The sequence below is a fragment of the Pseudomonas peli genome, assembly GCF_050563605.1.
In the GTDB taxonomy this organism is placed as follows: Bacteria; Pseudomonadota; Gammaproteobacteria; order Pseudomonadales; family Pseudomonadaceae; genus Aquipseudomonas; species Aquipseudomonas peli_A.
Genome location: NZ_JBNXUH010000015.1, coordinates 40,327 through 66,025, shown reverse-complemented (window position 1 = coordinate 66,025; position 25,699 = coordinate 40,327). Strand labels below are relative to the sequence as shown.

The following is a 25,699-nucleotide window of genomic DNA, read 5'->3' as shown; positions in this document are numbered from 1 at the left end:
CATCGACTACACAGGATCCATCAACGTGTAAGGAGAAGACAGTGAATGGGTGGAACAGCGAAGGCCGGGGCAGTAAGTCAGCTTCAATAAGACTGATGAGGGCACACAGCGTTGGCAGCGTACCGAGCGCAAAAGCCAGTTGTTCTGGTGTTACTGGATGCGCCGTGCAGTTGAGGTGTTTGCTGCTTCAGGTATGGCGGGGGAGATCATCGGCAGCCCCGAAAACCATGAAGCCAATCAACTCGCGTATATAAAGGCAGTTCGTAGCCAGCTCTACTTGCAGGTTGTCTTCGGGCTAGGTAAGCGTGTCAGGCTCAACGATGGTGCTGAAGTTTCGCTGCATCACGCCATGCTCGCCAGCGAGTTGACCATGGCGTTTTTCGAACAGGCATACCTGCAGCCTTATCATCGCTACCTAGATGACTTAGGGGATCCCATCGCGGCGCTTGGACGTTTGGCCTTTGAGGGGCTGTTGCAGGGTGAGAATCGCTTTCCCATAACCTGGTCGGAGCTGCCAGATAAAGTTCAGCGGATCCGCGCATGGACGGTCAGTGATGAGCACCCTGCAGGTGATGCTGATGCAGCCAAGGCGATTTTGCAGTTTTGGACCAGTGATCTGCAGGCGCTGTCTGCGCAGCTCAAGCAGACGCCAAACATGCCAACGCCAAGACTGTACGAACGGCCATTTTACAAGATCGGCCGCTACAGCTTTCAGTTTCCCTGGGTTGCCGGCCGGCAGAACAGTTTGACGGCCGCGGTGAATAACCTGCGTCGTGTCGAGCAGCGTCGGCCTGAGTTACGCGGCGAAACCGAGCGTGTGGAGCACGAGCTCGCCGAGGCGCTCAGGCAGAGGGGGTTCCATGTGGTTGTTGGCTATCAGCCGCCCAGCGCTGAAGAGCCTGAAGCCGGTGAGATAGATTTGCTGGCATACCTGGACGGTGTGATGCTCTTGCTAGAGGTCAAGTCCGGATTTATCCGCTCAACACCGCACGAAGTCTGGCTACACCGGACGAATACCCTGCGCAAGGCTGCCAGGCAATTGGAGCGTAAGCAGCCTGCTGTACTCCAGGCCTTGCAAGCTGAGTCGGATTTACGTGCCCGACTTGGGCTCAGCGAGCACGATTCTATTTCAGCCCTACATGCCTGGGTTGTCGACACGTCGATTGAGCTTGATGGCGAGGTTGTTGATGGTTTTCGTGTCGTGTCGCGCGAAGTCATTGAAGTGGCATTGCGCGATGAGCAGCATTACCTGAGGGCGTTTGATCAGGACGAAGAGGAAGAGCCTGCATCGCTTTATCCTGAAGGGTTCAGCGCACGGGCGTTTGTCCAGGTCATTGAGCACAACGAGATTTGGCAGGGCGTGCTTTGACCATCGCTGCCAGGCCGGAACCTTTGTTGCCGCAGATCGCGCTCTTAGGTGCGCAGCTCCTTTCCTAATTAGCTCTGGCTTGTCGCTGTCGCCATCGTTATCATCATTTTTATCATGACTGATTGCGTAGTTCAGACAGGGACATTAATAGATGCCGACGATGGCGACAGGCGAGGCTTCACCAAACCAGCGCGAACGCCTGTGGCAGATCGATTTTCTGACACGCTTTCGTGGTCAGGTTACAAGGCAGGATCTGGTGCAGCGTTTTGGTATTGCCCTGTCTAATGCTACCCGTGACTTCGCGTTGTATCGCCAGCTGGCACCGGAGAATCTGGATTACGATCACAGTGACAAGGTCTATCGGCGTACTGATCACTTTCAGCCGCTGTTTACCTATGATCGCGAGCACACCCTGCAGACGCTTACCTTGGGGCAGGGGCTGGGGTTGGAAGCCTGTGCACAGCCAATCCTTGTCGATGCAGCGCCTAACCTAAACCAACCTAACTTGGAAACACTGGCAGCGGTATCGCGTGCCATTTATGCCGGCAAAGCCTTGTCTATCGATTATGTATCGATCAGTAGTGGCGAAACCAACCGTGAGATTCTGCCGCACAGCTTGGTCAATACCGGCCTGCGCTGGCACACCCGCGCCTACTGCCGGACTCACGCTGAATTTAGAGACTTTGTGCTGACCCGTATTACAGCGGTGGATGAAGCGCCTGCAGCGGTTAATGACGCGGTTGAATCCATAGTGCAGGATCACGACTGGCAGCGCACCGTCAGCCTCGAACTGATCCCGCACCCCAGGGCATCCTTCGCCCGTGCCATCGAGCTGGACTACGGTCTCGAATCCGGACAATCCATCAAGCGCTCGGTCCGAGCAGCAATGGCCGGTTATCTGCTGCGGCGATGGGGTGTTGACTGCAGTCCTGAGGCAACATTGAATCCCGATAAATATCAATTGGCGTTGCGTGATCCCAAATGGATTGCAACCCAAGTCAGCCTGGCCATTGCTCCTGGCTTCAGTGAAGAGGCCGGCTGCTGATGAATTCGATCGAGTCCCAACAGAAATTCGGCTTCAAGTTCGGCCGCAGCGGCGCTCACTCTGCCCGCACCATGATGCTGGCTGAAATTACTGAGCTGTTTCATGACCGCGGCGTTGAGGCTATTCCTGCCCAGTACCAGGAAGACATAGAGCTATTCAACGTCCTGCATAAGCCGACCGAAAAGGCGCGCAAGCTGACCTGGCGTCATCTCGTCGACCTTTATGGCATGGATACCAATATCCCGCTTTTCCGGACATTCCGCCGTCTGTGGGATAGCGATGAATCGGCGAGACCCATGCTCGTGTGTCAGATGGCATTGGCGCGAGATCCGCTGCTACGCCTCTCTCAGGACAAGATCCTTTCGCTTGTGCCAGGCCAATGGTTGCCCCGTGAAGATATGGAGCAGGCGTTGAATGAGCAATGTCCGGATCGCTTCAGTCAAGCGATGCTCAAATCACTGGCACAGAACGTCAACGGCACTTGGACTAATGCAGGCTTTTTGAAAGGGCGCATTAAAAAGCACCGTGCCGAGCCAGACGTGCGACCAGTCAACGTTGTGTTTGCCCTCTTCCTTGGTTATTTGCAGGGAGCAACCGGCAACCGACTCTTTACCAGCGAATGGGTGCGCCTACTCTGCTGCCGCCAGGAGCGACTGCTGGAGTTGGCCCGTCAGGCCAGCTACAGCGGGATGATTAATTTCAAACACTCCAGTGAAGTGGTGGAAGTGACCTTCCCCAACTACCTGAGCAAGGAAGAGGAGTCTTGGTTGCATGAGTAACCGACTGAACCGCCTGATCCAGAGCTACGCCAACCATATCAGCCTGCCCTGGATGAAGGGCTTGGCCAACGAGCAGCGGGTGTTGTTTGCCGTCTACCACAAAGAGGACGAGCTCAAACTTCGCGCCAGGGTTGAAGAGTTCCGGCTGGCCACTGAAAGCGCCGGCCACCCGTGGCTGGAGCTGGATATTACCCGCCTGTTCTCCGACTGGATGGCCAAGCAGAAATACCGTGAAGACTACTTTGAAGACCCGGACACCCTAGCCCCCAAATACAAGACCTTTGTCCGCCAATCGGTCGAAGAGCTGGCTGAGCGAATCCGCAGCCAGGCCGATGAGAAGACCGTCGTCGCGCTATTGGGTTGCGGCACCCTGTTTGGGTTCGCCTCAGTTTCCGACTTTGTTACACAGCTGGCCGAGCATGTTCCGGGGCGCCTGTTGGTGCTCTTCCCTGGCGAGTTCACTAACAACAATTACCGCCTGCTCGATGCGCGCGACGGCTGGGGCTACAAGGCCACGGCGATTACCGCTGATAACTGAATACAAACGCATAAAGACACTAACGCACAGATTGGCGCAGTAGGCGCAAAGGGAGAACGCCCAGGATGTTGAATCGCGAGATTTACCAGCTCGACCCGCAGCAGAACCGTCTGGAAAACAACGGCGTCGCCGAAGTAAAAGACGACCAGTCAGCCCAGGCACTCAAAACCCTGCGCTACGAGCTGCAAACCTTCGTCTGCGACGGTGAATACCAGGCCGGTCTCGACAAGATTCTCTCCGCCTACCTGCGCAATTTGGGCAGCCAGCACGAACAGCCCGGTGTCTGGATCTCGGGCTTCTTCGGCTCTGGTAAGTCTCACCTGGCAAAGATGCTGCGCGCGCTGTGGACTAACCAGCCATTCAGTGATGGCGTCTCGGCCCGCGATATTGCTGACCTGCCACCAGAGGTCAAAGACCACTTCAGAGAGCTGAGCAACGCCGCAAACCGCCACGGAGGCCTACACGCTGCCTCCGGTACGTTGGGCTCTGGTGCCAACAACAATGTGCGTCTTGCGCTGCTCAACATCGTGTTCAAGTCCGCCGGTCTGCCTGAGCAGTACCATCAGGCCCGCTTTGTGCTGTGGCTGAAAAAACAAGGCATCTTCGATCAGCTTAAAGCCAAGGTTGAGGCTGATGGCGACAGTTGGGCCGACGAGCTGGAAGACCTCTATGTTTCCCGCAGCATCGCGCGCGCACTGCTTGAGGTGGACAGCACCCTTGGCGGTGACGTCAAAGAGGTGCGTCAGCTGCTGCGCGAGCAATACCCCAATGTTCAGGATGTCACTAACCAGCAGATGGTTGATGCAATTTACGACGCCCTAGCCAAAGAGGGCCAGTTTCCGCTCACCCTGGTGGTGCTCGATGAGGTGCAGCAGTACGTCGGCTCCGATACCGACAAAGCGCACCAGGTTCAGGAAGTAGTCGAAACCTGCTGCAAACACTCCATCTTCCAAAACAAGCTGTTGTTCGTTGCCACTGGCCAGAGTGCCTTGTCGGGTATGCCTAACCTGCAGCGTCTGCTCGGCCGTTTCCAGATTCCGATTCAGTTATCCGACACCGATGTCGAGTCGGTAATCCGCAAGGTCATCCTGCAGAAAAAAGCCTCGGCCAAGCCCCAGCTAGAGCAGGTGCTGCAAACCCACTTGGGCGAAATTTCCCGCCAGCTGCGCGGCACCAAAATCGAACACCACCAGGATGACGAAAAAGTCATGCTGGCCGACTACCCGTTGCTGCCGGTACGCCGCCGCTTCTGGGAGCGGGTGCTGCGTATCGTTGACACCACCGGCACCGTCTCGCAGTTGCGTAACCAGCTCAAGGTTATCCACGAAGCCGCCCAGGCCACCGCCGATCTGCCGCTGGGTCATGTGGTGCCGGCGGACTTCATCTATAACCAGATCTCGGTCAATCTGCTGCAGACCGGCGTTATCTCTAAAGAAATCGCCGAAACCATCGGTCGTCTGTCTGCTGGTGACGCTGACGATAAGCTGAAATCCCGCATCCTCGGGCTGGTGCTGCTGATTGGCAAACTACCCAGTGATCCGACCGCCGACTGCGGAGTGCGCGCCACCACCGACATGCTGGCTGACCTGCTAATTGATGACCTCAATAACGGCAAAGACTCCATTCGCACCAATGTGCCCAAGTTGCTGCAGGCTTTGGCCGATGATGGACTGGTCATGGCGATGCAGACCAGCACTGGCACCGAGTACCGTCTGCAAACCCAGGAGAGCGCGCAGTGGTACGACACCCTGCGCCAGGAGGAAGCCGACCTACGCGGCAATATGCAGCGCATCGAGAACATCCGCGTTGATCTGCTGCATAAAGAGCTACGCCGCCAGGTGGCCCAGGTGCGCCTCATCCAGGGCAAGTGCAACGAGCCGCGTCAGGTCATTCCCAGCTTTGACGCTGAACTGCCCAAAGACGCCAAAGAAAAAATCTACGCGTGGGTACAAGACGGCTGGAGCATTGATGAAAAAAGCTTTCTGACTGATGCCCGCAGTCGCCAGGCCGGTGAGCCGACCATTTTTGTATTTGTGCCAGCGCGCAACCGGTCGGAGCTGACCAACGCCATAATCACTGAGCACGCCGCCCACGCGACCCTGGAAAAACGTGGCATCCCGAATACTGATGCCGGCAAAGATGCACGCAGCGCCATGGAAACCCGCTACCGCGATGCGCAAAAACAGGTACAAGCCCTGTTGCGCGAAATCTTCGACGGCGTGCAAGTGTTGCAAGCCGGTGGCAATGAAGTTGACGGAAACACGATTGCCGAGCGAGTAGAAACCGCAGCAAAAGCCTCGCTGATTCGCCTCTACCGCGAATTTGATACTGCCGACCACCCCGGCTGGGGCAAGGTCTATGACCGCGCCAGCAAAGAGGGCGGGCAAAACGCCCTGGAAGTGCTGAGCTACAGCGGTGATGCCGAGCAGCACCCCGTGTGCGCTGCCATCAAGCGCTATATCGGTGTGTCGAAAAAAGGAAACGAGATCCGCGAGCATTTTCTAGCCGCGCCTTACGGCTGGCCACAAGACGCTATCGACGGAGGTCTCGCCGTCCTGATGGCCTCCGGCATTCTCATTGCTTACGACAACCGCAATAACCCGGTCAGCGCGACCACGCTTGAGCGTAAGCAGATCACGCAAACCAGCTTCAAGCCGGAAAGCATAACCATCCGCCCGGTAGATCTGATCAAAATTCGCGGGGTGCTAACCAGTAGCGGTATCGACTGTCAGCCTGGCGAAGAAGCCACCAAACTGCCTTTGCTGGCCGAGAAAGGCCGCGAGTTAGCCAAGCGAGCTGGGGGCGAGGCACCATTGCCGAAAGTCCCTGACAGCCGACTGTTCGACGAGTTGGCGCGCCACTCCGGCAACGCCCAACTCAAGCATGTGCTGGATGAACAGGAAGCCATCAAGCAGGCAATCAAAGACTGGGCTGACATCGCCAAGCGCATCGATGCGCGACGCAGTGACTGGATGTTGGTTAAAGGCCTGCTCGACCTCAGTCGCGGTCTGTCCTTCCATTCCGCCATCCAGACCGAAGTGGATGCCATCGTCAGCCAGCGTTCCCTGTTGGATGAACCTAATCCGCTATCAGGCTTGACCCAGCAACTGGTCAACAAACTGCGCGATGCCATCCAGTTCCATGTACAGGCTTACTTGGCTCGCCATGCCGAGTGCCTGGCTCAACTGCAAACCGACAGCCACTGGCAGCAATTAAGCCCTGAGCAGCAACAGGCGATCCTCGATAAACGCAAACTGCTCAAGCTGGAGGAGCCAGCACTCAATGATGCAGCTGCCATTATCGACAGCCTCAACGACGTCAGCCTGGAGCAGTGGACCGACCGCACTGAATCGCTCGCCAGCAAATTCGATAACGCACGCATGGAAGCCGTGCAGCTGCTGCAGCCCAAGCTGCAGCGCATCATCCTGCCGCGTAAAACCTTTGAGACCGAGGCCGACGTCGACACCTGGTTGGCAGAAGTGAAGCAACAGGTTCTCGACAAACTCAACGATGGACCGGTGACCTTCTGATGACTCGACAGCCCCTCGAAAAAGCCCTGCGCCGTACGCTGGAAGCCACTGTCGTCAACGCCCGCGACATTGCTGAGCAAGCGGCTAACCAGGCCCTTAAGCGACTAAGTGTGGGTGATGCCAAACCGGCCGACTACCTGAGCGATGAGCAGCGCAAGCTACGTACTCGCCTGCGTGCCCACGGTCGCCAGCAAGGTGACAGCAAAGACGCCAACGGCCAGCAGTCGATCCACAAGCTGGTCTCCGAAGTCGCTTACGAACACTGGCACCGCATGCTGTTCGCCCGTTTCCTGGAGCAGAACCACCTGCTGATGTACGACGAGCGAACCTCGCTGACCCTGGCCGAATGCAGCGAGTTGGTGAAAGAGTCGGATGTGGCTCGCGACGAATTGGAACGCCGCTGCCAAAGCGGGTGGGATTTGGCTGGGGTGCTGGCTTCGAAGATGCTGCCGCAGATCTTCCGGATTGACTCGCCCGTGTTCGAGCTGGAGCTTGCCCCAGAGCATCAGCGCAGCTTGGAGCAGCTGGTGACTGGCCTGGCCTTAGAAACCTTCCAGGCCCAGGACAGCCTCGGCTGGGTCTATCAGTTCTGGCAAAGCAAGCGCAAAAAAGAGGTTAACGATTCCGAGGTTAAGATCGGTGCCGACGAACTATCGCCAGTCACCCAGCTGTTTACCGAACCCTATATGGTCAGCTTTCTGCTGGATAACAGCCTGGGTGCCTGGTGGGCCGGTCAGAACCTGAGCGACAGCGACTGGCAGCATGCCGGCAGCGAACAGGAGTTGCGCGACAAAGCCGCTATCCCCGGCGTGCCGCTGAGTTATCTGCGTTTCGTTAAAGATGAAACCACCCAGCAATGGCAACCGGCTTCCGGCACTTTCAATGCCTGGCCCAAACAGCTGAGTGAACTGAAAGCCCTCGACCCCTGCTGTGGCTCCGGCCACTTTTTGGTCGCCGCTTTCCTGATGCTGGTGCCCATGCGCATGCAGTCGGAAAGCCTCACGGCGCAGCAAGCCATCGACCGCGTACTCACTGACAACCTGCACGGCCTGGAGTTGGATCAGCGCTGTGTGGAGTTGGCGGCCTTTGCCGTAGCGCTGGAAGCCTGGCGTTACCCGCAGGCCGGTGGCTATCGCAGCCTGCCGGAACTTCATCTAGCCTGCAGCGGCCTGTCCATCACCGCTGCTCGCGATGAGTGGAAAGAACTCAGCCGTAAAGCCGGCAAACAGAACCTCACCATCGCCTTGGACTGGATGTACCAGACCTTTCAGGACGCACCGGTACTTGGTAGCCTGATCAACCCGCGTCGCAGCAAGGCCGCTCAAATCGCTCCGTGGAGTGAACTGCAGCAATTGCTAGGTGAGGCGCTGTCGCAGGAGCAAGCCAAGCAGCAGAGTGAGGCCGGCACGGAGATATCTCTCCATACTAACCGCCTAGAAGCGGGCATCGTCGCCCAAGGCCTGGTCAAGGCTGCCGAACTGCTGGCTGGTCAGTACGCCTGGGTGATTACCAACGTGCCGTACCTGGCGCGTGGCAAACAGAACGACAGCCTCAAAGACTATTGCGAAGCCTATTACCCCGCAGGTAAGAACGATCTAGCAACCGTGTTTCTTGACCGCTGTCTGGAATTTTGTACTCAAGGTGGCACGGCCAGCATTGTCTTGCCGCAGAACTGGCTGTTTCTAACAACCTACCGCAAGTTCCGCGAGAAGCTGCTGCAGAACGATAGCTGGCATTTGATTGCTCGCTTGGGGCCGGGAGCCTTCGAGACCATCAGTGGCGAGGTGGTCAAAGCGATTCTGATTAACCTGAGCCGCAGCATTGCTGGAGGCCAGTCAGGCGATTTGTTGCACAGTGGCGGGCAGGGTAACTGGATTCGTGGGGTGGATGTGTCCGAGCCGCGCACCGCAGCGGAGAAGGCGGCGGGGTTGATGGCGGATGACGTAAAGAGTGTGGAGCAGGGAAAGCAGTTAGAGAATCCTGATGCGCGGGTCGTTTTTGAGGCAGATAGTGAGCTCAAGCTTCTTGATCAACATTCAGACGGTTATAAAGGGCTTTCAACCGGTGACTTGAATAGATTTATTCACCAGTTCTGGGAGACCGTTCAAATATCGGATGGATGGGTACCTTATCAAGGCTCTGTGAAGCACTCATCATTTTTTGATGGTCGAAGCCAAGTGCTTTTGTGGGAGTCCGGAGAGGGGGCAATGGTCTCTGAGCCCTCTTGTTACATCAAGGGTCGCCAAGCATGGGGTAAAAAAGGCTTTTCAATTAGTCAGATGGGAGATCTTCCAGTAACCCTCTATGAGGGGCAGATGTTTGATGAGAATGCCGCGGCTGTTATACCGTTTGATGTGAGTAATAGAGCTGCCGTTTGGGCGTTTATTGAGAGTAGTGAGTATAAGGACCTTGTTCGATCAATTGACTCAGCATTGAAAGTGACCAATAAGACTTTAGTCAAAGTCCCTTTCGACCTAGTCCTTTGGACCAAAGCCGCCGAAGAGCAATACCCCAACGGCCTGCCTCTGCCCTACACCAACGACCCCACCCAGTGGATCTTCCACGGCCATCCCTGTGGTTCGGTGATCTGGAACGAACAGACCAAGTGGACCGCCCACGACGAACTGCGGATCGATGACAGCGTGCTGCAAGTCGCCGTCGCCCGCCTGCTCGGCTACCGCTGGCCTGCGGAGCTGGATACAGGCATGGAGTTGGCCACAGAGCAGCGTGAGTGGGTAAAGCGTTGCCAGGTGCTGGGGGCATATGCGGATGATGACGGCATTGTCTGCCTGCCCGCGGTGCGCGGGGAAAAGTCCGCTGACCAGCGCCTGGAAGCCTTGCTTCAAGCCGCCTACGCCGACGCCTGGACCACACCGCTAAATAACCGTCTGCTGGAAATCGTCGGCAGCAAGTCCCTTAGCCTCTGGCTGCGCGATAAGTTCTTCGAGCAGCACTGCAAGCTGTTCCAGCACCGGCCGTTTATCTGGCATATCTGGGACGGTCTCAACGACGGTTTCAGCGCCCTGGTCAACTACCACAAGCTCGACAAAGCAGGCCTCGAACGCCTCATCTACACCTATTTAGGCGACTGGATTCGTACCCAGCAAGCTGGCATGGCCAACGGTGAGGACGGCGCGCAAGAACGCCTCGCCGCCGCTGAAGCGCTCAAGGGTGAGCTGGAAGCCATCCTCGAAGGTGAAGCACCTTACGACATCTTCGTGCGCTGGAAACCCCTTGCCGAACAGCCCGTCGGCTGGACCCCTGATCTCAACGATGGCGTGCGCCTCAACATCCGCCCTTTCCTTTATGCCCGTGACGTCGGCAAAAAAGGAGCTGGCATCCTGCGTTGGGTGCCCAACATCAAATGGGCCAAAGACCGCGGCAAAGATGCCGAGTCCGCCCCCTGGTACACCCTCGGTCTGCAATATGACGAAGGCGAAGGTGCACGAATCAACGATCACCATCTGTCCTTGACTGAAAAGCAGGCGGCAAGGAGCTAGCCCATGATCAAGTCCGTTTACAACTACCCGGTTTCCACCCTGCTCGATATCGAGAGTGGAGTGGTCTATGCCATCCCCCGTTATCAGCGTGAATACACCTGGAGCCGGGCGCAGTGGGATGCGCTGTTCGAAGATTTGCTGGACAACGAGCTGCATTACTTCCTGGGCTCGATCATCTGCATCAACCAGTCGCAAGATGCTCTGACGGTGCAAAGCCTGGAGCTGGTAGACGGGCAGCAACGCATGACCACACTGTCACTACTGCTGGCGGCTATTTATCAGAGCTTTCGCGTGCTGCCGGAACTGAACATGGAGCAGCAGATCGAGCTGTATAACCTCAAGCACAAGCTGGTTCTGAAGAAAAAGCCTGATCAGCCTCGCCTGATTCCTCAGGTGCAGAACAACAATCAACAGGATTACTTCGCGGTGCTCGGCCAGACCAGTATTTTGGACGATGTGGATCCTGTACCGAATGCCGGCAACCGTCGGGTACTGAAAGCCTACCGGCATTTTCTATGGCGGATTGAGCAATACCTCGAGCAATGTGCTGATGCGGTCGGCGGCTTGATGGCTCTGTTGGAAAAAGTGAACACCGCGACCCTGGTGAAGATCGAAGTCGCCGGGCATTCAGATGCATATACCTTGTTTGAGTCGCTTAACAATCGTGGTGTACCGCTGACGGCCATTGACCTGATCAAAAACAAGTTACTGGCAGTTCTGGAGTCAAAAGACCCTGGCAGTATCGATAAGCAGTACAACCGCTGGAAGAAGGTGATTGACGCCCTGGGTGATGACTATGCCGTGCAGGAGCGTTTCTTCCGGCAGTATTACAACGCGTTCAAGCCCGACTTGAAGGACATCGTTTCGGTACCGGTAGCTACCAAGTCGAATCTGATGCAGGTGTACGAAAAGCTGATCGCCCATGATGCCGAGGACTTTCTAAACACCATGATTAGGTTGTCCAGCAGCTATGCGCAGATTGTTGGCTACCGTACGGTGCCTGAGCAGCCCAGACTCTCCAACCTATTGCTATCGCTGGATCGAATTCAGGGTGCAGCCGCTTATTTGTTGCTGATGGTGCTGATGGAGCGCCAAACTGAGCTGGAACTCACACATGAACACCTGGAGCAGATCGTCAACTTTCTGATCGCCTTTTTTGTGCGCCGCAACACGACTGATCTGCCACCTACCCGTGATCTGACGCGTATTTTCATGGATGTCGCTGAAACGATCTTGGTGCTGCGTGCTGGCGATGTGGTCAGTCATATTCAGCAACGGCTCAAAGCCGATAGCGCCAGTGATGAGCAGTTTGAGGGGAGCCTCAAAGGCCCTGTCTACGAAGACAATAAGGCTGTCTGCCGCTTTGTGCTCTGCGCTCTTGAAGAAAGCCGCATGACCCGTGAAACCCAGGTCGATCTTTGGGCACTGAAAGGCAAGCAGTATGTCTGGACCATCGAGCATATCTTCCCCCAGGGCGAAAACATCCCAAGCAGTTGGGTGCAGATGATTGCCGATGGCGATGCTAGTTTGGCTGAGCAGCACCGGCAGACCTACGCTCATTGCCTCGGCAACCTGACCATATCCGGCTACAACAGCGCGCTAGGCAACAAGAGCTTCGAAGAGAAGAAGAGCCGGACTGATAGCCAAGGCCGCAAGGTGGGCTACAACAACGGCCTCTATCTAAACCAAGCGCTGGCCACTGAGAGCAGTTGGACGTTGGAGAAGCTGAAGGCTAGGACGGAGCAGCTGGTGCATGAGGTGCTCGAGAAGTACCCATTGGATATCACTGCCACATGATCCAGGCCTTACACGAATTCCAAGGATTGACATGAAATTGATCGATTTGCTGGCAGCGGAAATCCGTGCCAGCGCAGCTTATAACTCCAATGTACAAGTTGCGCCCAGCGTGATCCTTTGGACGGACAAGCTGCGCCAGTGGGAGCCAGCACTTTCTCTGCTGCAGGCTGCTCTGCCGGAATTAATCGTGCTGGGCGACTACGCCCCCGAGAAGAAAACCGGGCCGGCTATCTGGATCAAGTGCGTGGTCGACAACGCACTGCCTGAAATCGAACTGCCATCGGATCGCATACCGATCTTGTATTTGCCAGGCGTGGAACGTCGTGATCTGCGAGCTATTGGCACTTGTCCGGATGCTCTCAAGCCGCTCGCTGAGCTGCAATATCGAGGCTGTTGGTGGATCTACAACAACTCTGGTCGGGACTGGGCGGTAAATGCCTTTCTGGTTTCCAGCAACGGTGGTGCCGGGTTGGATGTAGCTAAAGACGAAAAGACCCAGCAGGCCATGCTGAGGGTATTGAACGAGATCCTGGAAAGTGAGCGAGAAGAGCTGAGCAACCGGCGTCTTGAAGCCGCGGACTTTAATAAGCTGGTAAGCAGTGACCCAGTGCGCGACCTGCTCAGCTGGATGAATGACAGTAAGAGTTGCCGTGAGCGTTGGGATGTATCCCGTTGGCAGGCCCTGACGGGTATCTGTGAGACCGAGTACCACTTCAGCCCTGAGCAAGATGGCGAGCTAACAGCCGCTGAGCTGCTGTGCCAGGGGCAGGGGATCTGGAGCAGTGTATGGCAGCGTTACGCCGAGTCCTGCCAGCATTACCCGTTTTTGCCAAAACTCTTACTGAAGGTTCAGCCTGATTTGGCCGCCAGCGGTGAAAGCTATCCAGCCATCAATGTCAGTGAGGAGCAATACCTCGAGAAAGCGTTCCTGCAGCTGCTGGAGCAAGGGACTACCCAAGCCCGTCATAGCCTGCAGACCCTTGAGCAACAGCATGCCAAACGGCGTAATTGGATATGGTCTGAACTCGGCCTAGCCCCGTTGGCAGGCGTTCTCGAACACTTAAGCCAAGTGGCCGAAAAAACATCCAAGGTTTTTGCCGGCGCTGATGCCGGTGAAATGGCCGCGTTGTATCGGGAGCACTACTGGCAGGCTGACGATCAGGTACTTAAAGCGTTGGCTTTTCCGTTACCCGCGAGCCAGCAATTGCTGGTGCAACAGATTTTGGCGTTGGTTTACACGCCCTGGTTGGATGAGGTGACGCGTAATTTTCAGAGTTTGGTCAAGTTGAAGGGCTATCCGGGCAGCAATGAAGTCAATGAAGCCACAGCTGAATATGCAGTTAAGGGTGAGCTGGTATTTTTTGTAGATGGCCTGCGCTACGACATAGCCCAGCGCTTAAGCCAGGCTTTGCAAGCGGTGGGAAACGTTCGGTTATCAGCCAATTGGGCGGCTTTGCCCTCGGTAACGGCAACGGCTAAAGCAGCTGTTACCCCGGTACATGACCGCCTTACAGGAAGAACTACGGATCGCGACTTTGAGCCCAGCTTGCTGGACGATGACAAGGACTTCTCTGCCTACTACCTGAAAAAGTTTCTGCAGGAAAAAGGCTGGCAGTATTTGGATGAGGGTGACTCAGGCGACCCAGCTTCTAATGCCTGGGTGCAGAGCGGCGATATCGATAAAGAGGGCCACGTTAAGGGCCTGAAACTGGCGGCCCGGATTGATACCTTGCTGGCTGAGGTCGTGGAACGGGTTGAAGAGTTATTGGCTGTAGGGTGGCGCAAAATCCGTATTGTTACTGACCACGGCTGGATGCTGACCCCATCACCGATGGCCAAGGTCGAATTGGCTAAGCATTTGACTGAAACGCGATGGGGCCGCTGTGCTGTCATCAAGGATTCAGTGGACAGTGGTTATCAGCAGGTCGGTTGGTATTGGAACAGCGCCGTCAGCATCGCCATGGCCCCTGGTGCTTGTAGCTTCAAAGCCGGTCAGCATTACGACCATGGCGGCCTGAGCTTGCAGGAATGCCTGACGCCAGTGATTGAAGTTCTCAGCACGCAGAGCCCTGTAACGAGTCCGGCAAGCGCCGCCACGCTCTCTGATCTGCGTTGGCTTGGGCTCACCTGCAAGATTCAGGCACAGACCGCATCTGAGTCCGTGCTGGCTGTGCTCAGAACCCATGCGGGTGATGCGGGGTCTGAAATCACCAAGCGCAAGCCTCTTAAAGATGGCAAGTGCAGCCTGATGGTGGATGACCAATATGAACATGCGTCCGCCGTGCTGGTGTTGCTGGATGAGCAAGGTAACGTGCTGGCTAAGCAACCGACGCTGGTAGGAGGCGAATAGGTGGAATTGGATCTGTTGGACAACAAGGCGGCCTCGACCTTTGAAGGCTATATCGTGCGCAAAGACCTGGTTCGGACCTTTGCCCGCCAATTCCCGGTTCCGACCTATGTCGTCGAGTTTATGCTGGGCAGATACTGCGCCTCCACCGACCCCGTTGAAATCGAAGAGGGGTTGGAGATTGTTCAGCGCCAGCTGTCTGATCGCACTGTGCGTGCTGGCGAGGAAGAACTGTTTAAAGCGCGGGCCTATAAAACCGGATCTGCCAAACTGATCGATATTGTCAGCGTGCGCTTTGTTGAGAAAGAAGGTGGATACCTTGCCTCGCTACCCAGCTTGAACCTCAGTCGGGTGCGCATCCCTGACAAGGTTGTCGATGATAATGAGCGGCTGCTTACCGGGGGCTTTTATGCTGAGGTAACGCTGACATACGACAGCGTCATTGCGGAAGAAAAGGGCAACGCTTTCGGTATTGCCGAGCTACGCCCCATCCAGATGTCCAATCGCAATGTGCTGGATGTCATGGCCCAAGCCCGGACCCAATTCAGCAGCGAAGAGTGGCGGGATTTTCTGGTTCGCTCGATCGGTTTGGAGCCAAGTTCGCTCTCACAGCGTGCCAAAGACGCCATTCTGTTGCGCATGGTTCCGTTCGTTGAGCGTAACTACAACATGGTTGAGCTTGGGCCGCGTGGTACAGGTAAGAGTCACCTTTTCCAGCAAGTGTCACCTTATTCCCACCTGATTTCCGGCGGCAAAGCCACCATCGCCAAGATGTTTGTGAACAATGCCAGTGGGCAACGCGGCTTGGTGTGTCAGTACGACGTGGTCTGCTTTGACGAGGTCAGTGGTATCTCTTTCGACACCAAGGAAGGGATCAACATCATGAAGGGCTACATGGAGTCGGGCGAGTTTAGCCGTGGCAAGGAGAGCATTCGTGCCGATGGCTCTATGGTGTTTGTCGGCAACTTTGATGTCGATGTGGAGCACCAGCAGCGCGTAGGCCATCTGTTCGGCCCTCTGCCTGCCGAGATGCGTGACGACACCGCCTGGATGGATCGTATCCACTGCTACCTCCCTGGCTGGGATGTGCCCAAAATGAACAAGGATCTGACCACTGATCACTTCGGTCTGGTCAGCGACTTCTTCTCCGAGTGCATGAGTCGCCTGCGTTTTCAGAGTCGCGTGTCTGCTATGCAGAATCGCGTTCACTTGGGTGGGGCTTTAAGTGGCCGGGATACCAATGCGGTCAATAAAACAGTATCTGGATTGCTCAAGCTGATGTATCCGGATCAGGAAATGGCTGTATCCGACGAAGACCTGGAGTGGGCAACTCGCCTGGGCCTGGAAGTCCGCCGTCGAGTCAAAGAGCAACAAAAGCGTGTTGGTGCTGCAGAATTCCGAAATACCCATTTCAGTTACCTCATCGGCGATGACGGTGTGGAAAAGTTTGTCGCAACGCCGGAGCTGCGTGCCGACAATGCCATAGGTGAAGACCCGCTGGAGCCAGGTCAGATCTGGACGATCAGCGAAGGCGGTTCCGACATCGACGACAACGCCGGTCTCTATCGCATCGAGGTGAATGAGGGGCCAGGCTCTGGTGTGCGCATTCTTAATAATCCGGCACCTGCAGCCTTCAAAGAGTCATTGCGTTACGCAGAGCAAAACCTTTATTCCAGGGCCACTCAACTCATTGGTGATCGTGACCCACGTGCGCACGAGTTCTCGGTGCAGCTCAGAGCCTTCGATGCCGCTAAACGTGGCTCAAAGCTAGGCATGGCAGCGCTGATTGCCATGTGCAGCAGCCTGCTGAAGAAGTCCGTTAAAGGCGGCCTGATCGTAGTCGGCGAGATCAACCTCGGTGGTTCCATTGAGCCGATCAGCAGCGCTGTAAATATCGCTGAGCTGGCGGTAGAAAAAGGTGCCAGCGCACTGCTAATGCCGGTAACTGCTAGGCGTCTGCTGTATGACCTGTCTGATGACATGGCAACCAAGATCGACATCCAGTTCTATCAGGATGCGCGGGATGCGCTGTTGAAGGCGATTGTTGAGTAGGTTTAGAGAAACCACTGCCTACTGTGTGGCAAGTTTTTGATAAAAAAGAAAGTGGATCTAACACTCAGCGTGAGCGGCCCATAGGCTGTCCACGCTGAGTGCAGCTCACTATTCGCCAGCCCTGGTTTGGCTCTTGCTCTGTATTCGGCTGAAGATCCAGCAGGTCAGTAGCACGGCAACCAGCAGCACTGGAAAGCGCAGCATCAGGATCACCAATGCTAGCGCCGTCACGCAGCCGGCCAGGATGCCGACGAACACAAACAGCGCACCCAGTAGCTTTAGCACTGTCAGCGCAATCGTTTTCATAAGTACCCCAGCTCGGCCAGCGACACGCAGCCCTCACTCCCCACCACGATGTGGTCGAGCGTTCGGATATCAACCAGATTCAGCGCATCCTGAAGCTTACGCGTCAGGATGCGGTCAGCCTGGCTAGGCTCCGGATCACCTGAAGGGTGGTTATGAACCAGGATCACTGCGGCAGCGTTATGCTCAAGGCAGATTTTGACGACCTCTCTTGGGTAGACGCTCGCCCCATCTAGAGTGCCGCGAAACAACTCCTGAAATCTCAGCGTACGGTGTTTGCTGTCCAGCATGAGGAGGGCGAACACCTCGTGCTCGTAGCTCCCCAGTAGCGTCTGTAAGTGGCTGAATACCGCCGTGGGGGACGTGAGTGATCGCCCCCGACGAAGGCGTTTGCTGGCCAGTTGCTGGGCCATCAGCAGGATGTCGGCTTCACTCACAGGTGACTCAACCAGATAGGTACCAGTGGCTTCACCGGCTTTTAGCTTGTGCAGTTTCATCTCGTGCTCCATGGCCGGCTGGCCGGTTTCAGGTGTTAAGGGATTGGTGCTGGCATTGGCTTTACAGCTTCTCAGTCAGGCTGGGTTTGGCTGATGGCTGCTGTGTTGGTCTATGGGGAGGTTGCTCACTGTTTTCGGTGCCAAAGAACTCTTCGACGATTGCGCCGACGTCTTCCTCGCTGTCCTCGAATGCTCCATTGCCAAAACCACGTCGTGCCGCCTCATCCAGCGCAACCTGATCGAAGCCCGCCCCTTGCCGTTGTGCATCAAGATCGTTGGCACCACGCAGCGCCTCGGCCATATCCATGCCGCCGCGTACGGTCAGGTCGACGTAGAAGATCGGTGTGCCATGGCTCAGCCGAGTCGATTTGCCGCGCAGTCGTAACTCCAGCGGCAGGCATGCCAGGCGATTGCCGGAAATAGCCTGGAAGTAATGCAGGCGAGCAGCCAGGGTGCGGATGCTGTTGAAGCCGGTGGTGCGGAACACAAAGCTACCCAGCGGATCGTCATCACCGATCAGCACATTCAGCCGGCCATAAGGTTTGCAGGCACCGCCCTTGGCCAGTGGGCAGGCATCCGGCGACGGGCATGGCAGTGATTGCATGCCGTCCTGAGTGACGCGCTTGCAGGTCTCGCCATTACCCACGCACAGCGGTCGCCCAGATTGGCGGTCGAACAGCGTGTAGTCGGCGCGGAAATTCAGCTCCGGCGCATTGAACAGCAGGCGTACCGGGATGCTGCGCAATTTGTCTTCATGGCTTTTGCGCAGCTCGTCATTGAGTGGGTGCAGCAGCCAGCCGTCCTTGCCTTGCACTTGGGAGGTGATGGTGAACTGGTCATCTTTCTCCGGCAGGCGTTTGCCGTTTTTCTCGATGATTTTGCCGATAGAAATCCGTCCGAGTACCGGCGGGGTGATAGCGAGACCTTTGAGCATGGTGGTTCTCCTGCAAACGAAAAAAGGCCGGCCATACAGCGCTAACTGCATGGGCTGGCCAAGTAGAGGGAATGGTTGAACGGGGTGGGATTAGCCGACCAGGAAGCGTCGGCTGCCTTGTTTGAGCTTGGCGTAACGAACCTGCAGGTAGGGCTTGTCCTTCAGCATGGTTTGAACATCGAGCACGTTGCTGTCTTGGGATTTCTTCCAGCTGATAAAGCCGTGGCTGAACTCTGCGCGGGTGGCATCGCCCATGGCCTGTTGCAGCATCTGCTTGAGCTGGGCCTCGCGCGTTTCCTTCTCGCTGATGGATTGGCGCACAGCCTTGAGCTCCAGGTAGGCTGCAGCCAAACCGGCTCGGCCACTGAAATCGACGGTCTGGCCGTTGTCCTCCGGATAGAGTGCGCGCAGTGCGATTTCAGCAGATGCTGAGCCATCAGCAGGCGGTGGCGTGTCGGTCTCGACGTAGTGCCAGAACTTACGCTCCAGCTCGATCAGGCGAGCAATCATCTGCTCGTCCCGTTCGATGCGGTGGATCTCCAGCGTCTGGCCACCCAGCAGTACCGCGACATCTGCCGCCTGCTTGCCGGTGACGGCGAGCTGGTGCATCACCTGCAGCTGCACATACTCGGGCACGCCCTCTTTCCAGAGGCGTGCGCCGTTTATGCCGGCTGTCTTGCATTCAAGAATCTGCACATCGTCAGCACCGATCACCTCACGGTCGATGTTGGCCAGCATCCAGGGCAGCTCAGGGTCAGGGTGCTGCAGCACAGCGTTGATGCGCCGCACTTTGTTCTTTGTGCGTTTGCTGTAATGCCAAGCCACTACTGGTTCCAGCACATTGCCCCAGTACATCGGGCTTTCTTCGTCGTGGGGATCTGCTTTGGGCAATGTGGTGTCACGCCCGGTTTTCTCCATCCATAGTTCGAGCTGCGATTTATAGGGATTGAGGCCAACGGCCGCGCCAGCATCAGAACTGCCAATGCCCTGCTTGCGCACCGCCAACCAATCTTCACGCGGTAGTTCCTTGGTACTGATCAAGCGCAGCGCCGGGCGCGGCTTGCTGGTGCTGCTCAACGGAGTAGCTGTCATAGCGTTCACCTTACGGAAATAGAAACGCCCGATCAGCAACTAGGCTGATCGGGCTTTATGGGGTGGGTAAGTAAGCGGTCAGGCGACCAGTTGCAGGGCGGTGTCCAGGGCACGTTGCTTGATCTGCGCGCCCTGGCCGAACCAGGCCGAGTCCATGCGGTACTCATTGCTGCGTGCACGCCGCTCGTGATCGACAAACTCGGTCACGGAGTTGAGCAGGCCCCAGGCGGTTCCACGTGCCGAGTCGAGCTGACTGCCACGACCACGACCCTCATACAGCTCCTGGACTTTGCGCAGTGCACGTTCGTTGGGAAGAACCTCGGGCAGAGCACCGGTCGGATTGGTCTCGCACAGCACGTTCATAAAGAAGCCCAGTGCCTCATGCCACTGCACCTTGCGCTCGGCCAGCGCACGCATGCGGTACATAAAGTCGTCCCATTGCGAGACGGCGATGCCGAGCTGCTTCTTCACCACCGTTGAATCGAAGCGCGTGTTGTGCGGCACCTTGATCGCGCGGCTGGTGCCATCCAGTGCAATAGTCAGGGTGTTGTTGCACACCACACGAACGGTAGTGGGGGTTGCCGTGGTCGCGAGGGTGCCGTCGCAGGATGTGGCCAGTAGCAAGTAGCCGTTCACCTGGTCATTGCCCTTTATGGCTGCGCCCTGACCGGTACGCGCCAGCGCCCAGAACTTGCGACCACCTTTGAGTACGCCAGCCGTTTCCAGCTCATAGCCAGAGACCTCGGTGAGATCCCGGTAGAACTCCAGCACCTCGCGCGGTTGCACGGTGTGATAGCGGTTGGAGACCACTGACAGCGGTGCCTTGGTGTCCGAGCGGAAGAGCACCTTCTGTTCCGGGAACGAATGGATAGCACCCAGGTGCCCGATGGCGTCCGATTTGAAATGCACGGGGCTTTCCTGAATCTGCCAGTCCATGCCGGCTTCGCGTTGCCAGACGTCGATGGGTTGTTTTTGCGTGAGCTGATTACCCAGGCCGTGCCACGGAGCAGCGCCAGCGTAGGCCATAGTTTCGATGAGATGAGCCATGGTTGAGATTCCTTTAGGTGCCGGCCGGCATAAAGCGCCGCGCCCAGCGCAGCACCGTCCGGACGATATGGATAGAAAAGGTGTGGTGCGGCCAGATCAGGCCGGCAGGTTGAAGCGATGACCGCAGAGCAAGCAGAGGTTGTGGGCCAATACGTGGCGGTCGAGCGTATCGCCCAGCTGTGCGCCGAGCGCGCAACCACCAACCCCGCCGGCCAGGCCACCGAGGATGGCACCTGAAACGTAGCCGAGCGTGATGCCGAAAGGTCCTGCGATGGTGCCAACTAGCGCACCTGCTTGGCCGCCGGCCAGTGCAGCGCTGACGCCACGCGCTACACCGCCTACGGTGCCGATGGCTGCGCCGATTTTCATTGCTTGATGGAATGAGGCAACTTTGAGTGAGTGACAGCGAGGGCAGTGCAATGACATGGGTCGAACCTTCTTGGTGGTGATGTCATTGCAGTTATGTGTGGCTGAGATTTTTTTGAATTGAATGGTTCTGTTGAGCTCCTGAACCAAGACCGCTACCGGCTGCAGTCGGCTTCAGACGACTATCGCGTTAGCTAGCAACGGGCCGCCAGCAGTGCGCTACCCCGCTCCGGTACATCTCCTTGACCTGAGCCGTCTGGTTTCTGCCAGTGAAGAGCTTTCCTGATGGAACTCGGTATGGTTCTATCGCTGCATGAACAGATGTGAGCCTGCTAGACGTGTCGAAAAGAGTCGGCCCTGATCTGGTTTTTTATTTGCGCTGGCACTGCGCCAAGGAGGATGCAGGTGACGATTATTCAAGAAATTCACGCTTGGTCTAAGGGGCTTCCTGTCTGGCAGCAAGATGCAATTGCCCGGCTCTATCAAGATCGTACGTTTAATGCTGCTGATCTTGACGACCTCTATGCATTGGCCAAAGCCGAGGCAGGGATCCTAGATCCAGATGGCCGGAAGCCCAAGAAGCTCGAGGATGCACAAATTGCTCCGCCTGCCGATCCAGCCAGAATTGTTCAGTTGGCTGCGATTAAGGAGCTTGCGAACGTCAATGCCTTAGCGAACGGCGGAAGCGTCCCGATATCGTTGGCGGGCCTGACCGTCATCTACGGTGAGAACGGGGCTGGGAAGTCGGGTTACTCCAGGGTATTCAAGCATGCGTGCCGCGCGCGAGATCGGCGCGAGCCCATACTTCCCAATGCAAACTTGGATCCCAAGATTGCCGGCGTCGCCCAAGCTGTGTTCGAGACTGTAATCGACGGTGTAGCTACCGACCTTGCTTGGCAATACGGTGTTGTGGCACCTGAGCCGCTTTCGGACATCTCCATCTTCGATACCCATTGCGCCCGTGCTTATATCGATAACCATGGTGACTTCGCTTACGCTCCATACGGGCTGGATATCTTGGAGGGATTGGCCGGTGCGTGTAACAAACTGAAGACACGCGCCACGCAAGAGAAGGTAGCGAATGCTCCGAGTGACGCAGCTTACGCCACACTTGCGAAAGAGCAGACAGCGGTCGCCGTTGCACTACTTGGCATTCCTGCCAAGACCAAACCTGAGCACATCGAGACCTTGGCCAAGCTCAGTCAGATAGAGCAGGATCGACGTACACTGTTGACCACAACCCTTGCCGAAGCTGATCCGAAGCAAAAAGCCCAGGCATTGCGCCAGAAGGCAACGCGTCTCTCAGGTCTGAAGGATCGTATTGCAGCTGCGATTGCGCTGATCGACGATGAGATGGTTAATCGGCTCAGACAGCTTATTGATAAGTCGAAAGCGGCCAAAGCCGCAGCAGAGTTGTCCGCTACCGAGTTCAAACAGACTCCAGGTCAACTTGCTGGCACCGGGGGTGAAGAATGGAAGGCGCTGTTTGAAGCGGCCCGAGCTTTCGCCAAGTTGAGCCACCTTGACCATGAATTCCCGGAGCTTCCTGAAGACGCTGCATGCCCCCTCTGCCAGAACCGACTTGGCCAAGAAGGTACTGCGCGCTTGATTCAGTTTGACACTTTCATCAGGCAGGCTGCCGAGACTGCTGCGAGAGAAGCTCGCGAAACGGCAGCCGCTGTCTACAGGGCAGTTCAGAACGCTGCCCTGGATGTAATGTTTCGCGATGGTCTGGTGGAGGAATTGACGGAGATTGATCCGGTGCTTACGGCCGACTGTTCGTCGATGCAGGAATGCCTGAAACTCCGCCAGAGTTCGGTGTTGCAGGCAGCGGCGGCCGAACTCCAGTGGGAGGGGATACCGGCGTTACCGGCCGATCCACGGCCGGGTTTAGCGCGTGTCATTGATGGCCTGCAGGATCAAGCCACGGCGTTGGAGGCAACTGCTGATGAGAAGGTCCGGGCTGAAATGACGGCGGAGAAGCGGGAGCTTGATGCGCGGGTGCGTCTGGACGAGGTCAAGGCCGCTGTCTTGGAGGCAATTTCCAAGCATGAGGTCTGTAGCAAGCTTCAGGCATGCATTGACGGTTTGGATACGCGAGCCATTTCCAGAAAATCCACCGAACTTTCGCGGACGACGGCCAGCCAAGAACTGGCGGACGCTCTCAACGAAGAACTAAAGCGCCTCAAGGTGCACCAGCTCCAGGTGGTGATGAAGCCAGAGTCTCCCGGGGGCAAGACCCAATTCAAGCTGGTCCTGCAGTTACCAGGTGGGGGGACTCCTGCAGCCATCCTGAGTGAGGGGGAGCAGCGTGCTATTGCAATCGCATCCTTCCTGGCGGAGATCAAGCTTGGCAAAGGGCGTGGTGGAATTGTGTTGGATGACCCAGTTTCATCGCTAGATCACCGTCGCCGTTGGGAGGTAGCGGAGCGTTTGGCACTTGAGTCGCTCACCCGGCAGGTGATCGTCTTCACCCACGACATTTACTTCCTTTGCATTCTGGAACAAAAGGTTGCGGAGCTTGGGGCCATGCTGACCAAGAACTACATTCGCCGAACCGCGCAAGGATACGGTGTTCACTCGCAGGATCTGCCGTTTGATGTGCTAGGCACGAAGGAGCGGATTGGGCGGCTGCGACTCATGCTTGATGATGTCCGAAAGGCACATAGAGCAGGCGACGAGGATAGCCATCGCAAACTGACGGCAGAAGTTTATGGGGATCTGCGCCTTGCTTGGGAGCGATGCATTGAGGAAGTCCTATTCAATGAGTCAATTCAGAGATTCGGCGAGGGAGTCTTGACCCAGCGGCTTAAGCGGGTAGTTGTCACTGACGACGATTATCGTGAAATCGATGCTGGCATGACCAAGAGCTCTAAGTTTGAGCACGATGCTCCTATGCGTGTTGGAAGGTTGCCTGTTCCTGATCCTGATGAGCTCAGTGGCGACATCGAGAAGTTGGACACCTGGCGGAAGGCTGTAATCCAACGGCGTGAGCAGGTAGCAGCTACGAGGCCGTGACTACTCAAATTCAATAGATGCAATTGTTCGGTTTCGGTTCTACGGCATAACCGTCCATCGATCAGCGAATCGAGACGACTTTTCTGTCTCGATTTTCCTTGATAGCTGATACCGACAAATTCCCAGTAGCTGCTTCTTGGATGTGCTTACTCCACCAGGCCATCATTGGCCGCCTGCGCTCGATGTAGTCCGCCCGGTTATAGGCGCTTCGCACTTCGTCCTTGTCGACGTGGGCAAGGGCTACCTCAATCAGCTCTGGATCGAAGCCCTCCTCGTTGAGAATTGTGCTGGCCATTGAGCGCATGCCGTGGCTTACCAGGCGACCTTCGAAACCCATGCGTTTTAGCGCCATGTTGGCGGTCTGGCTGTTGCAATGGGTGCGAGGGTTCCGATCCGCAGGAAACACGTACTCCCGGTGCCCGCTGTAGGGTTTGATTGCCTCCAGAAGCGCCAGTGCTTGATCCGTGAGCGGCACAATGTGTATGCGGCGCTTTTTCATGCGTTCAGCTGGGATCGTCCAGATACGCTTTTCGAAGTCGATGTCGTTCCAGCGGGTGGTAGCTGCTTCTGCTGGACGGGTCATGGTGTTGAGCTGCCACTCGATGAGGCAACGGGTCGTCCTTTTGATGCTGGCATTGGCAATTGCCACCATGAGTTCTTTCAGCTCATCGGGTGCAAGTGCCGCCATGTTCTTCTTTTTCGGCTTCTTGAAGACGGAGCGAATCCCGCTGAGCGGGTTTGCATGAATGAGTCCCGAGTTGACCCCGTAGGTCATGATCTCGTTGAGTCGCTGTGACAGCCGCTTAACGGTTTCAAGGCTGCCTTTGGTTTCGAGTGGCCGAAGCAGGTTAATAACTTGCGGCGCGCTGATGGCTGAGATCGGTGTGGTGCCCAAATCCGGGAAAACGTGCAGCGTGAGTGAACGCCAGATGTCCTCAGCATAGGCTGGAGTCACTGAGTCTTTTTTGAGCTCGTACCAAGCCGTCGCTACGTTCTGAAATGTGTGCTCAGTTTCAGCTTGTTTGGCTTGAAGGACTTCATCTCGTTGCTCTTTGGGGTCGAGGCCTTGGGCAAGTATTTCCCTTGCTGCAACGGACCCCTTACGCGCCTGCGCTAAAGAGACTTCAGGGAATGTCCCTAGACCCATGTTGATCCGCTTCTTCGTCACAGGGTGTCGATAGTTGAAGTTCCACAGCTTAGAGCCATTGCTTCTCACTCGCATTTGAAGTCCGCCGCCGTCAAATAGGACGTAGTCCTTCTCAGTCGGCTTGGCAGATTTGATTTTGAGTTCAGAGAGGCGGGTAGCTTGAGCGCACATTGGCATTCCAGAATGGGTTTTGGCATTCCAAAAATTAGCACCTGTGTGCTTGGAATGCCATTTGGAATGCCAAAAGGTGTGGCTGCTGCTGGATGTTCGCGGACGCTGGTGGTGCTGAAAGCCCCGTAATTACTGGATTTCAGGCAAAAAAAAAGACGTCCGTGGAC

17 protein-coding genes are annotated in these 25,699 nt (G+C 56.4%); 10 read left to right on the top strand and 7 right to left on the bottom strand.

What is annotated here, in order from left to right:
- Positions 1-157 precede the first annotated feature (157 nt).
- From ACQ4LH_RS16805 to brxL, 9 genes are all read left to right on the top strand, one after another.
- Positions 158-1,369: a hypothetical protein gene (locus ACQ4LH_RS16805; protein WP_430698240.1), complete on the top strand. Its 1,212-nt coding sequence runs from the start codon at positions 158-160 to the stop codon at positions 1,367-1,369.
- A gap of 151 nt (positions 1,370-1,520) precedes the next feature.
- Complete coding sequence (locus tag ACQ4LH_RS16800) at positions 1,521-2,414, top strand: helix-turn-helix transcriptional regulator (protein ID WP_430698239.1); 894 nt, start codon at positions 1,521-1,523, stop codon at positions 2,412-2,414.
- A complete protein-coding gene (locus ACQ4LH_RS16795) occupies positions 2,414-3,193 on the top strand; it encodes a hypothetical protein (RefSeq protein ID WP_236471272.1) in 780 nt (259 codons plus the stop codon). The genes ACQ4LH_RS16800 and ACQ4LH_RS16795 overlap by 1 nt, the downstream gene beginning before the upstream one ends.
- On the top strand, positions 3,186-3,731 hold the full coding sequence (locus ACQ4LH_RS16790; RefSeq protein ID WP_430698237.1) for a BREX protein BrxB domain-containing protein: 546 nt from the start codon (positions 3,186-3,188) through the stop codon (positions 3,729-3,731). Before ACQ4LH_RS16795 ends, ACQ4LH_RS16790 begins: the two co-directional genes overlap by 8 nt.
- Before the next feature lie 65 nt (positions 3,732-3,796).
- Positions 3,797-7,261: a BREX system P-loop protein BrxC gene (brxC, locus tag ACQ4LH_RS16785; protein WP_430698236.1), complete on the top strand. Its 3,465-nt coding sequence runs from the start codon at positions 3,797-3,799 to the stop codon at positions 7,259-7,261.
- A complete protein-coding gene (locus tag ACQ4LH_RS16780; RefSeq protein ID WP_430698234.1) occupies positions 7,261-10,761 on the top strand; it encodes an Eco57I restriction-modification methylase domain-containing protein in 3,501 nt (1,166 codons plus the stop codon). The genes brxC and ACQ4LH_RS16780 overlap by 1 nt, the downstream gene beginning before the upstream one ends.
- Before the next feature lie 60 nt (positions 10,762-10,821).
- On the top strand, positions 10,822-12,558 hold the full coding sequence (locus tag ACQ4LH_RS16775; protein ID WP_430698232.1) for a DUF262 domain-containing protein: 1,737 nt from the start codon (positions 10,822-10,824) through the stop codon (positions 12,556-12,558).
- A gap of 31 nt (positions 12,559-12,589) precedes the next feature.
- On the top strand, positions 12,590-14,908 hold the full coding sequence (gene pglZ / locus ACQ4LH_RS16770; protein WP_430698230.1) for a BREX-1 system phosphatase PglZ type B: 2,319 nt from the start codon (positions 12,590-12,592) through the stop codon (positions 14,906-14,908).
- A complete protein-coding gene (gene brxL / locus ACQ4LH_RS16765; RefSeq protein ID WP_430698228.1) occupies positions 14,909-16,957 on the top strand; it encodes a protease Lon-related BREX system protein BrxL in 2,049 nt (682 codons plus the stop codon). It begins immediately after the preceding gene.
- Positions 16,958-17,065: 108 nt separating this feature from the next.
- On the opposite strand, the gene ACQ4LH_RS16760 is transcribed toward brxL, so the two are convergent.
- From ACQ4LH_RS16760 to ACQ4LH_RS16735, 6 genes are all read right to left on the bottom strand, one after another.
- Positions 17,066-17,263 (bottom strand): hypothetical protein, encoded by a 198-nt coding sequence (locus tag ACQ4LH_RS16760; RefSeq protein WP_430698226.1) that lies wholly within the window; start codon positions 17,261-17,263, stop codon positions 17,066-17,068.
- A complete protein-coding gene (radC, locus tag ACQ4LH_RS16755; protein ID WP_430698225.1) occupies positions 17,260-17,757 on the bottom strand; it encodes a RadC family protein in 498 nt (165 codons plus the stop codon). The genes ACQ4LH_RS16760 and radC overlap by 4 nt, the downstream gene beginning before the upstream one ends.
- Before the next feature lie 61 nt (positions 17,758-17,818).
- Positions 17,819-18,691: a hydrolase or metal-binding protein gene (locus ACQ4LH_RS16750; protein WP_430698224.1), complete on the bottom strand. Its 873-nt coding sequence runs from the start codon at positions 18,689-18,691 to the stop codon at positions 17,819-17,821.
- Between the two features lie 90 nt (positions 18,692-18,781).
- Entirely contained in the window at positions 18,782-19,783 is a 1,002-nt protein-coding gene (locus tag ACQ4LH_RS16745) for a YqaJ viral recombinase family protein (protein WP_430698222.1), read from the bottom strand.
- 78 nt (positions 19,784-19,861) lie between these two features.
- The gene (locus ACQ4LH_RS16740) at positions 19,862-20,830 is read right to left on the bottom strand and encodes a DUF932 domain-containing protein (RefSeq protein WP_430698221.1); all 969 of its coding nucleotides are present in this window, start codon (positions 20,828-20,830) and stop codon (positions 19,862-19,864) included.
- 96 nt (positions 20,831-20,926) lie between these two features.
- Positions 20,927-21,199, bottom strand: coding sequence for a hypothetical protein (locus ACQ4LH_RS16735; protein ID WP_430698220.1), 273 nt, complete (start codon positions 21,197-21,199; stop codon positions 20,927-20,929).
- Positions 21,200-21,601: 402 nt separating this feature from the next.
- Here ACQ4LH_RS16735 and ACQ4LH_RS16730 point away from each other — a divergent pair, with 402 nt between their 5' ends.
- Entirely contained in the window at positions 21,602-24,214 is a 2,613-nt protein-coding gene (locus ACQ4LH_RS16730; protein ID WP_430698219.1) for an AAA family ATPase, read from the top strand.
- Between the two features lie 61 nt (positions 24,215-24,275).
- Here the strand turns inward: ACQ4LH_RS16730 and ACQ4LH_RS16725 are convergent, their stop codons facing one another.
- Complete coding sequence (locus tag ACQ4LH_RS16725) at positions 24,276-25,532, bottom strand: integrase domain-containing protein (RefSeq protein ID WP_430698217.1); 1,257 nt, start codon at positions 25,530-25,532, stop codon at positions 24,276-24,278.
- Between the last annotated feature and the right edge of the window lie 167 nt (positions 25,533-25,699).